This window comes from Lysinibacillus sp. GbtcB16, from assembly GCF_019091145.1.
GTDB lineage: Bacteria > Bacillota > Bacilli > Bacillales_A > Planococcaceae > Lysinibacillus > Lysinibacillus fusiformis.
The window spans coordinates 1-247 of sequence record NZ_JAGXJV010000717.1; the positions used below are offsets into that span (position 1 = coordinate 1).

At 52.6% G+C, this 247-nt stretch carries 1 protein-coding gene; it reads left to right on the plus strand.

Annotated features, from left to right (window positions below):
• Window positions 1-33: 33 nt before the first annotated feature.
• Window positions 34-247: prealbumin-like fold domain-containing protein (locus KVT27_RS25685; RefSeq protein WP_217582286.1), on the plus strand; the 214-nt coding region annotated here is incomplete at its 3' end.

Here is a 247-nt window from a genome sequence, read left to right on the forward strand (position 1 = left end):
GGAACAGGCAGTGGAGAAAGAGGTTCGCTTACCGTGAAAAAGGTTGACGCCTCGAACAACACGCTACTGCTAAGCGGGGCTGAGTTCGACTTATTCCGGAAGTCCGGCCAGTCCGTGGATCGGATTAACACGGTGGCCACGAATGAGAACGGGATTGCCCAATTCACCGGCCTGTTAAAGGGCGAGTATATTGTGAAGGAGAGTAAAGCTCCTGCCGGTTATGTGCTCAACACCGAAGAGTTTAGAG